This window comes from Actinospineispora eucalypti, assembly GCF_039543365.1.
GTDB lineage: Bacteria > Actinomycetota > Actinomycetes > Mycobacteriales > Pseudonocardiaceae > Pseudonocardia > Pseudonocardia eucalypti.
In genome coordinates this window covers 37,520-46,674 of record NZ_BAABJP010000014.1, presented here as the reverse complement: position 1 = coordinate 46,674, position 9,155 = coordinate 37,520, and the positions used below count along the sequence as shown (strand labels likewise).

Here is a 9,155-nt window from a genome sequence, read left to right as displayed (position 1 = left end):
GGGTGAGCATCCGCACCGCCGACCCGCTGCCGGCCGACGACTACGCGGACAGCCGGGCCACCGGCTCCTTCCTGCTGATCGACCCGCCGACCGGCAACACGCTGGCCGCCGGGCTGGTCGGCCGCCCACTTGCGCTCTCACACCAGTGCGCGTCATGTGCGCCAGCGACGCCGGGACCGCGCGCCTCGGCTCGATCGGCAAGCCCCTAATGGTCTGTCCGTTCGGCGCCCTGGCAACGGTCCTCGTTGCGGCATCGGTCACTGCGTGTGGTCGAGCCGGTAAGGATGCGCCTGGTCCGTTCGCCCTGGCCAGCAGGGGCCGGCGCCGGCGGGTTCGTGGCGAGGCTAGTTCGTGGTCACCAGCTATGTCCCGCCGCCGATCGGGCAGCGGAAGCGCGATTTCGCCGATCAGGCGGGCAAACCGACGTTGTTGTCCCCGCGTGCGTTATCGAGATCCGGGCCGGTCGACGTCCGAGCGGAGGAGCTGGGGGAGGACACGCCTTTCTTGGGCGGAGTGTTCCCCGATGCGGTGGTGGTCGTGAGCACCGGCGGCCTGAGCCAGCACCTCGAGACGGTCGGCGTCTTGTTCCTCAGCCTGCGGCAGGTTGTGTGCTTGGCTGCCGGGAGACCGATCGAGGCCTACGGGTTGGCCTTTGGCCGACACGTGGGGTGGTGTGCCGAGGTGGCGCCGAGATGATGATCGATTGGGATGCGCCCGTTGTGCAGCCGTTCTGGTGTCCGATCGAAGCGGCGATGCACCCTGATGCCGAGCAAGCGGAGCGCCACGCGATCGCTTGGGTAGACCAGGCTGGGTTCTGCGCAATGGGGAATGAACGAGCGTTGATGATCGCGACCGGCAGTGCGGATTTTTACGGTCGGTTCGCCCCGCGAGCAGATCTGGAGCCGTTGGTCGCGGCAATCTGCTGGGTGTACTGGGGGTTCGCGTTCGACGATGCGGTATGCGACGAGGGGCCTGTCAGCGTGCGGCCGGCTGAATTCTGCGCGCGTGCCGCCGGCGTCCAGCGGGCGCTCGAGACTCCGGGGAAACGGTGCTTCCGGGACAGGTACGCGGCGGCGATGAATGATCTGGGCCAGATGTTCCGGGCGCTTGCTTCGCCGGTCGCGGTGCGGCGGTTCGTCCAGGCGCATCGGGCTTGGTTGTGGGGGGTGCACTGGCAGATCAGCAACCGTGCGCTGGGGCTGATGCCGAGTTTGGATGACTACCTGACCATGCGTCTGCACTCGGCGGGCGGCGAGCCGACCTTCGCCCTGTTGGAGATCGCCAACGCCATCGAGGTGCCTGCCAGGGAGATGTACTCGCCTCGGGTGCTCGCGCTGACTGAGATGGCGATCCTGGTCGCGGCTTTGGACAACGACCGGCATTCCTTCGCCAGGGAAAGGCAACGCAATCAAACAGACCAGAACATCTTCACAGTGCTGTGCCACCAGGGCCTTCCGGCGGATCGCGCGGTCGCGGAAGCAGTCCGGCTACGGGACCGGGTGCTCTGTCGGTTCTTGCGGGTCCGTGACCGGATGGGGCCAGCGAGCACCGAGCTGCGGCATTACCTGGAGGACCTGGGCCACGGAATCGTCGGCAACGCGATCTGGGGTCAGCGCGCGGCGCGCTACCGCAGCCTGGCCAAGGGCCACGGCGTACAGGGGCCGACAGGTGTCACACACGCGCTGATATGGACCGAAAGCCCGTTGGACTCGGCCGATGCGCCACCGATCGGCGTGCCCTCAATCGGTTGGTGGTGGGAAGTGTGAGCGCCGTCGCTCCGCGAGCACCCGGACACGTCCCGTTGCTGGGCCACGCGATCCAGCTCAGGCTCCGACCGCTGCAGTTCCTCGCGGAGCTCGCCGAGCATGGGACGGTTGTGGAGTTGCGGTTGGGAACCGCGCCGGCCTACTTGGTGGGCGATCCGAAGGTCGCCCACCAGGTGCTACTGGACGCTCGGACATTCGAGAAGGGTGGCCCGCTGTACCGGGAGCTTGCCAGCTTACTTGGAGACAGCCTGGCAACCTCGACGCGCGAGCGACACCGCCGGCAGCGGCGCATGGTGCAGCCCTCGTTCCAGCATTCCCGCATGCCAGCCTATGCCTCGGTGATGACCGAGGAGATCGACCAGATGCTCGCCACCTTCGCGCCAGGCCGGGTGGTGGACTTCGCGCGGACGTGCCGGACGTTGACGCTACGTGTTGTCGCCCGAGCGCTGTTCTCCAGCGGGTTGAGCGACGCCGCCATGGGGGCGGTGGAGCGGCACCTGCCTGAGTTTTCCCTCGGTGTCTATCGGCGGATGACACACCCCGTCAGCGTGATGAAACGGTTGTCTACGCCGTCCAGCCGCCGCTTTGTGCGGGCTACCGTCTGCTTGCGCGCTGCGATCTCCCAGGTGATCGCGGAATGTTCATCAGGCGGCATGCCCTCTGACTGTGTCATGGCGGACATGCTTGCCTACCGAGACGAGTCGGGGCGTCCGCTGAGCGAGCGGGAGCTCGTCGATCACAGCGTGGTGCTGTTTCTGGCCGGTGCCGAGACTTCCGCTACGACCATCGCGTGGGCCTTTCACGCGCTGGCTGCGAATCCGGAGGTAGAGCGGGCGCTGCACACTGAGGTGGACTCCGTGTTGAGCGACGGACGACCCGTCGAGCTTGCTGACCTGCCCCGACTGGACTACACCTGCCGGTACGTCACCGAGGTGCTGCGCCGCTACCCGGCGATCTGGGTGCTTACCCGTACCGCGATGGCCGAAACAATGCTGGGCGAGGTGACTGTTCCGGCCGGAAGCGGTGTCATCGTCAGTCCATACGCTCTACACCGGAACCCGCGCATGTTTCCCGACCCGACCCGGATCGATCCGGGCCGTTGGCTGCCCGAGCGAGCCCAGAACATCCCGAGGGGGGCTTGGCTGCCCTTCGGGGCGGGCAGCCGCAAATGTGTAGGCGAGGAGTTCGGCATGATCGAGACGGTGCTGACTGTGGCCGCCGTGGCGGCCCGGTGGCGTCTGCGCCCTCCCGCGCGTGGCGTACGGGTGAAAGAACTTCCGATGACCTCCCTCGCCACCGGCCCCATGCCCATGCGGCTCGAACCGCGAGGCGCGACAGGCCCGAGGAAGCCTCGCGGTGCTCCACCACAATGACGTGAGGTCAGCCGCCCGCCGTCATAATCGCTCCAAGATCCGCGCCGGACCCATGGGTTCGGCTCCCGGGAGCTACCCACCGTTCACGATGAGGATGACGGCACCATTCGTGAATCAATGCGGCCGGCCGAATTCTGTTCGACGTCCAAGTGGTGAACTATGGCACGTACCTGCTGGCGGAGGCCCAGGTCCAACCAGACCAAGATCAGGACTGCCGGGAATTTGACTGTGACAGCGCAGGCAAGGGATGTTGTCGCGCGGACCCGGGCAGGCCATTACGAACCGTTTGGTAAGTCACGAAAGCCGCACCTAGAGTTCACGAGATAGGACCGCACAGCGGAGGGGACTATCCGTAGTGGTGTATTGGCAGGTTGCCGTCAGGGCTGTCGTGTCGTAAGCCGGGTCATGCGTTTGATTCCGCGAGCGACGGTGAGCCGCTATCAGCATCCACATCGCGACGAGAAGGCGATGGTGGAAGCGGATGAACGAGGCTCGCTTCCGTGGAAGATTTGACCTTCGGCTGGCCGCCCGCTGACCACGCCGCCTCGTTGCGTTCGAAGGTCGCAGAGGTGCAGTGAAACTCGGCCAAGGGTAACGAGAGTAAGCATCATGAGGACCAATTCGGTGATCCTGCCAGATGTTGGGAGAAACGGGCATTCGACGGGCGGGGCAGTCCGCGTCCTCGTTGTAGCCGAGGACGCGGACATGGTTGAGCTACTGACATCGGTACTGCGGTTCGCCGGATACCAGGTGCGCATCGCTTCCTCTGGCGCCAACGCTCGCACTGCCACCGAAGAATGGGCGCCCGCTCTGATGGTTCAGGACGGCTTCACAGTGGCTCGGTACTTGCACGGACGCAGGTGTACCGTCCCTGCGATCTTCTTGACCCCGGGCGACCAACTTCATGGCAAACTGCCTGGGCTGACCGTCGGCGGCGGGAGCTATATCGCTAAACCATTCAGTCCAGACGAGCTCGTCGCCGGTGTCCGTGCTGTGCTGCGTCGTAGCGGCGCCGACACCGCGGGTCCAGATAGTGACGGCGTACTACGTTTTGCAGACCTGGAGCTTCGAGAAGACACCTACGAGGTGAGCCGCGCCGGTGAAGCGATCCAACTCACGCTCACGGAGTTCAGACTGCTCCGCTATCTGATGAACAACACAGAGCGGGTGCTCACTCGGGCTCAAATCCTGGATCATGTCTGGCCTTATGACCACACAGGAGACGAGCGAATCGTAGCGAGCTACGTCTTCAGGCTGCGGCAGAAAGTAGATCGGGTGGGTCTCCCGCTGATCCATACCTTGCGTCGTGTCGGCTACATCCTGCGGTTACCGCGCGAATGACGGACCGACTCCGCTACGTCCGGTAGCGCGGTGCCCGAACGCCTGACCCGTACCGTGCCGGCTCGGCGTCGAGAGCGCCGGAATGGACTCGGTCGTGATCAGCCTCCCCGGCGCTAGTCCTCGAGAGGACGGTGTGGCAGCCGCACGTGCCGATAGTGAGACCGAGATCGTGGCCCCTTCGGTCCGTCCGTCGTGTTGCTTGGGACGCACTCACTCGCGTAACACCGCTGGCGAGGTCAACCTGGGCAACGAGAAGCGGTGTCAGCGGGCGAGGATCTCGACAATCCCAGTACTGCGGGCCGCTCGCCGGTTGAACCACTCTGACAACGTCCGGCCTCACGGGTGCGGCAGTGCCTGTTGTCGAAGTTCTTCTCTGGCCAGTCAGCGGTGAGACCCGCTGAAGTGGTCGCGACGAGGCCACGTTGGTTGCGCTCATTGCGTGACCAAGCGCCCACGCTCAAGGCAAGAGACACCTGGTTCTGGTCACACATCACGCCACATATCGTCTGGTGCGAGCTGCCTGCCGATCCCGCGTGCGCTGCCGGCCTACGTAGGCTGTGGGCGCGGTTTCCAGTCGGCGGCGCCAGCCTGCATGACCGTCGCGGCGAGGACGAACGCGTCGAACACGAACGCGACGGCGCCGACGGTGCACGGGCTGTCTGGATATAGGAGGCCACGACGTTCGTCACGCCATCTGGTGGCCGGGTGGCGGGCGGCAGCCCTCCTGCGGCGCTGGGGGGTCGGTGGTAGTTGTAGTGGATGTTCCACACGCCAAGGGCAGCCTGGCGCTGGTCTTCGGACAGCCAGGTCCGGGCGTAGGGGAACTCCTCGGGGAGGATCCGCTTGTAACGTTCTACTTTCCCGTTGTGGCGTGGGGTGTAGGAAGTGATTCGCTGGTGGCGTGACCCGAGCAGGGCTTGGGCGAACGCCGTCGCCCGATTGCAGGCCCCGTTGTCGGTGACGATCCGCTCGATGCGGCTGATGCCGTGGGCTGCGAACCCGGCACGGCCTCGCTGCGTCGGCTTTCGGGACCGAGGACCGGTCCAGGAGGCCTAGTTTGCCATTGCGGCGGTAACAGTTGACCCACTTGCTGGCGCCGGAGCGTGAGAATGCCGGCTCGGCAGCGACGTGGGCGATCGGACGGGTCTGACACCGCTGCACCAGCCGGAGTCGACCTTGGGCTGACAGTGGAGCGTTGGCGTGCACGACGGCGAGCTCAGCTGACGCCCATGAACATGTAGACCGTCTGCACGCGTCCATCGGGGCTGCGGAACACGACGTCGACGCCTCGACCGACGACGTCGCCAGACGGCGCGAGCATCGACCAGCGCAGCAGTAGGGAGTCGTCAGACTCGATGTGCTGGTCGTAGGTGAAGGTGAGTCCCTTGCCGGCGATCAGGTCGTCGTGAACTCGGCTGACGTGGGCGTTGATATCACCAACTCCCTCGATGGTGATGCCCAGCGACGAGACCGCGAGGCGGCCATCGGGTACCCACACCCGCTCAATGTTGCGCCGGCGCTGCTCGGGGTCGGGCTCGGTCCAGGTCGTCAGGTAGTCGTTCTGGAAGGCGGTGAGTACATCGGTGTTCATCTGGGTGCTCCTCGTCAGGGGTCGTGCGGGTGTGCTGGTCGTTAGGTTGTCTTGACGGTTCCGCCGTCGATGACGAGATCTGCGCCGAGAACGCCGGCGGCGAGGGGTGACGCGAGGAAGGCGGTGAGGGTCGCGACTTCCTCGGGCTCTGCGATGCGACCCGAGGTGACGCCGAATGTCACGGGGAGCGCGGCAAGGAATCTCAATGATCGTGTCAAGCCGCCGCGGTAGTGGGTTGTGGCGCGGTCGGTGTGAAGGTTCGGCCGTCGCGCAGCAGCGCCCACAGCACGTCGACCAGGCGGCGCGCCAGCGCCAGCAGGGCCTGGGTATGGATGAGCCGTTCGCCGCGCTTGCGGTCGTAAAACGCACGCGAGGGTCCGCCGGCGCGGATGCTGGACAGCGCGGCGATGTAGAACACTCGACGCAGCCTGCGGTTGTAGCGCTTGGGGCGGCGCAGGTTCCCGGTGACGCAGCCGGAGTCCTGGGCTTTCAAGCCACGAGTGCGGCAAGTACCTCATCAGCCACACCCCGAAGCCGCCGGGGTCGCGCCAAAGGCCAGTGCCGACCGGTCCGGGTGAGACCGTGTTCACCCGTACGCCCTGGGGTCGAACTCCTCGCTCAGACGCTTGCCGAACGCCTTGAGTGCGGCCTTCGCCTCGCTGTAGCCCACAGGGCCTGTCGAGGGGACTCGGGCGCTGATCGAGGAGACGTTGATGAGCGCCCCGCGTCGAGCGATCAGACTCGGGAGTGCCGCGCGGGATGCCCGCACGGCACTGAACAGGTTGAGATCGAGTAGGTCGTGCCACTGGTCATCGCCCGCGTCAAGGAACCCTCCCAGTTTCAGCTTGTCCACGTCGCCTGCGCCCACGTTGTTGACCAAGATGTCGATGCCCCCGGTCTCGGCGATGGCCGTGTCGATCACGGTCTGTGCGCCATCGGGTGTGGACAGGTCGGCGGCGACGCTCATGGGTGCCACTTCCTTCAGGGCGGGCGTGATGGCGCGTGCCGCGCCGATCACCCGGAGGCCTCCTGCTGCGAGCGCGCGGGCGGTCGCTAGCCCGATGCCGCGGCTTGCGCCGGTGACGATCGCGGTCTTGCCTGTGAGTGCCAGGTCCATTCCACACACCCTTCTTGAACGGCGGGTCTAAAACATGCGCCTGAAGATGCCCGGTTGGAACCGCTGGGAGGGCAGCCCTAAAGGACGCTCAGGGCTGTGTCGATGATTCGATAGAGAGCGGGAGCTTCGTGAGTCATCGCCATCACGCGCAGCCCGGCGAGCGTGTTAGCCAGATGCTCGGCGAGCGCCCGAGGATCGCGATCACGCGAGACGTCCCCGTCGCGCTGACCACCTTGTATCCGAGCTGCGAACCAGCCGGTCGACTCTTCCTGCATGCGCCGCAACTTCTGGGCGACCTCGGCATCCTCGCCGGCCAGTTCGACCGCCGTGTTGCCAATCAGGCAGCCGCGGCGCTGTGGTTGAGCCAGGTCGGAGTCGACGACCGATTTCAGTGCGTTGCGCAGGCATTCACGGGTGGACCCTGGGTGGTCGAGGAGTTGCTGAGCCACCTCGGCGATCTGCTGGTGATAGAGGTCCAGGCAGCGGTTGAAGAGCTCTCGCTTGCTCGTGAAGGCGTTATAGAGACTGCCCTTGGCAACTCCGGTAGCCGCGGCCAACTGAGCAGGCGACGTACCGCCGTACCCGTGACTCCAGAACTCCTCCATCGCCCGCGACAACACAACGTTGTCGTCGAACGCTCTCGGCCTACCCACTAGTCGACCGTACCCAGTTCTAGACCTCTGGGTCAAGAATCTGCGCCAACAGCCTCATAGTCAGCACCATCTAGGGCGGCTGAGTTTCGTCCTAATCGGTTGAATTAGATGCGTTGAGGTGGCTCCGCTGGGCCTGATGGTGGGTACACGGACGGGTTCGGCTTGCCGGCCATCAGGTACGGCCATCCGTCCGGCCGCGACAGGGCCCTGCGTCGGTCAGTCATCCTTGCCACCGCGGCCAGCGGAGGCCAGGGGGGTGGTCACTGTGTGGCCATCGGCTGGCCAGCGAGTGGCCAACGACGGTCAGTGGGTGGCCACCGTGTGGCCAACGATGGCCACCCGGTAGTGACACGGGTGGCCATCGAGAGCGGTCAACCCCACTGGCCGCTAGCCCACATCTGGCCACCCGGTCCCACTTAGTCCTGGGCTGTCCGCGCGTTGATCTGCGCATCAGGCTGGACTGCCGACCAAAGAGGTAGTCCAAAGTTCAAGGGGGAAAGAATTTGCTGATCCGCCTATACCCCGCGAAGGGATACGTCGTGCGAAAAAGGGCTCGCTGTTCAATTCGGACAGTCCCGGAGTGTTCTTGGTGGGAGAATTTCGGTCGGGTTGGTGGAACAGGTCGCGCGATTTATAAGCGGCTTCAATTGACGGGGAAGCATCAGCACATCGACAAGCGGCGAGAGGTCAATCTCCTCAGTTGTTGAATTCTAGCGAGACTACATCCATTCTACTTTTGAGTTGCAATAATTCGCAAACAATTCTATATGAGCTTTGGAGGTATTTTATTTGAGCGGTTCAGGAATTTTTTCAGTGGCGTGGACATTTTCTTGCGTGCTGTGTAGAGTCGCCGCTGCACGGCTGATCGACTTGGCGCTTGAGGGTGCCAGGGATTCGTTTCCACGTGATGTGACCGTGGTTAGCGTCGATTGGGGTTTAGCGCCTTCGGCCCGCTAGTGTGGGTGAGGGCGGATCGACTCGCAATGCTTCCGGAATATGCTTCCGAGCCCGCGAGGATGTTCCTCCACGTGATGGCACCGTGGTTGGTTCCGATCAATCCAGCATTACCACACAGGATTTCGTCGTGAGGTCTTAGCCGTTGCTAGGAGTTCAGACGTCTTGGCCCCCCTAGGAGAGAAGTTCGATGGCTACCACCACAGCAGACACGCGGCGTACGTGCGCCGTGGTGTCGATGCTGCGGCGCGGGTGGCTGTCGGCGGCGGGGTCGCTGTCGTTCGGGAAGATGTTGCTCGGCGCGGCGATGTTGTGGATGGCGGCGACATTCATTTCCGCTCAGGTTGCTTCTGATTCGAC

10 protein-coding genes and 2 pseudogenes are annotated in these 9,155 nt (G+C 64.7%); 5 read left to right on the top strand and 7 right to left on the bottom strand.

Annotated elements, in window-relative coordinates; translation table 11 throughout:
* The 5 genes from ABEB12_RS16060 to ABEB12_RS16040 form a co-directional block, all read left to right on the top strand.
* Positions 1–209, top strand: a 209-nt coding sequence (locus tag ABEB12_RS16060) for an elongation factor 1-alpha C-terminal domain-related protein (protein ID WP_425572252.1), incomplete at its 5' end; no start/stop codon positions are given.
* Between the two features lie 142 nt (positions 210–351).
* Positions 352–696, top strand: coding sequence for a hypothetical protein (locus tag ABEB12_RS16055; RefSeq protein ID WP_185065987.1), 345 nt, complete (start codon positions 352–354; stop codon positions 694–696).
* Positions 693–1,766, top strand: coding sequence for a terpene synthase family protein (locus ABEB12_RS16050; RefSeq protein WP_185065988.1), 1,074 nt, complete (start codon positions 693–695; stop codon positions 1,764–1,766). The genes ABEB12_RS16055 and ABEB12_RS16050 overlap by 4 nt, the downstream gene beginning before the upstream one ends.
* Positions 1,763–3,139: a cytochrome P450 gene (locus ABEB12_RS16045; RefSeq protein ID WP_185065989.1), complete on the top strand. Its 1,377-nt coding sequence runs from the start codon at positions 1,763–1,765 to the stop codon at positions 3,137–3,139. The genes ABEB12_RS16050 and ABEB12_RS16045 overlap by 4 nt, the downstream gene beginning before the upstream one ends.
* Positions 3,140–3,748: 609 nt before the next feature.
* Positions 3,749–4,480, top strand: coding sequence for a winged helix-turn-helix domain-containing protein (locus ABEB12_RS16040; RefSeq protein ID WP_185065990.1), 732 nt, complete (start codon positions 3,749–3,751; stop codon positions 4,478–4,480).
* 665 nt (positions 4,481–5,145) lie between these two features.
* On the opposite strand, the pseudogene ABEB12_RS16035 reads toward ABEB12_RS16040, so the two are convergent.
* The 7 genes and pseudogenes from ABEB12_RS16035 to ABEB12_RS16005 all read right to left on the bottom strand — a co-directional run.
* Positions 5,146–5,740, bottom strand: a pseudogene (locus ABEB12_RS16035) (integrase core domain-containing protein); the annotation flags it as partial.
* Positions 5,697–6,071, bottom strand: coding sequence for a hypothetical protein (locus ABEB12_RS16030; RefSeq protein WP_221498812.1), 375 nt, complete (start codon positions 6,069–6,071; stop codon positions 5,697–5,699). The gene ABEB12_RS16030 and the pseudogene ABEB12_RS16035, both read right to left, overlap by 44 nt.
* 41 nt (positions 6,072–6,112) lie before the next feature.
* Positions 6,113–6,253, bottom strand: a complete 141-nt coding sequence (locus tag ABEB12_RS16025) for an SDR family oxidoreductase (RefSeq protein ID WP_345702865.1) — start codon at positions 6,251–6,253, stop codon at positions 6,113–6,115.
* A 32-nt stretch (positions 6,254–6,285) separates the two neighbouring features.
* Positions 6,286–6,555, bottom strand: a pseudogene (locus tag ABEB12_RS16020) (transposase); the annotation flags it as partial.
* 102 nt (positions 6,556–6,657) lie between these two features.
* Entirely contained in the window at positions 6,658–7,188 is a 531-nt protein-coding gene (locus ABEB12_RS16015; RefSeq protein WP_345702864.1) for an SDR family NAD(P)-dependent oxidoreductase, read from the bottom strand.
* Positions 7,189–7,265: 77 nt separating this feature from the next.
* Positions 7,266–7,793 carry a TetR family transcriptional regulator C-terminal domain-containing protein gene (locus tag ABEB12_RS16010; protein ID WP_221498813.1) on the bottom strand — a complete coding sequence of 176 codons (528 nt, stop codon included), beginning with the start codon at positions 7,791–7,793 and terminating at the stop codon, positions 7,266–7,268.
* Between the two features lie 1,176 nt (positions 7,794–8,969).
* Positions 8,970–9,128: a hypothetical protein gene (locus ABEB12_RS16005; protein ID WP_185065992.1), complete on the bottom strand. Its 159-nt coding sequence runs from the start codon at positions 9,126–9,128 to the stop codon at positions 8,970–8,972.
* Positions 9,129–9,155: the final 27 nt, after the last annotated feature.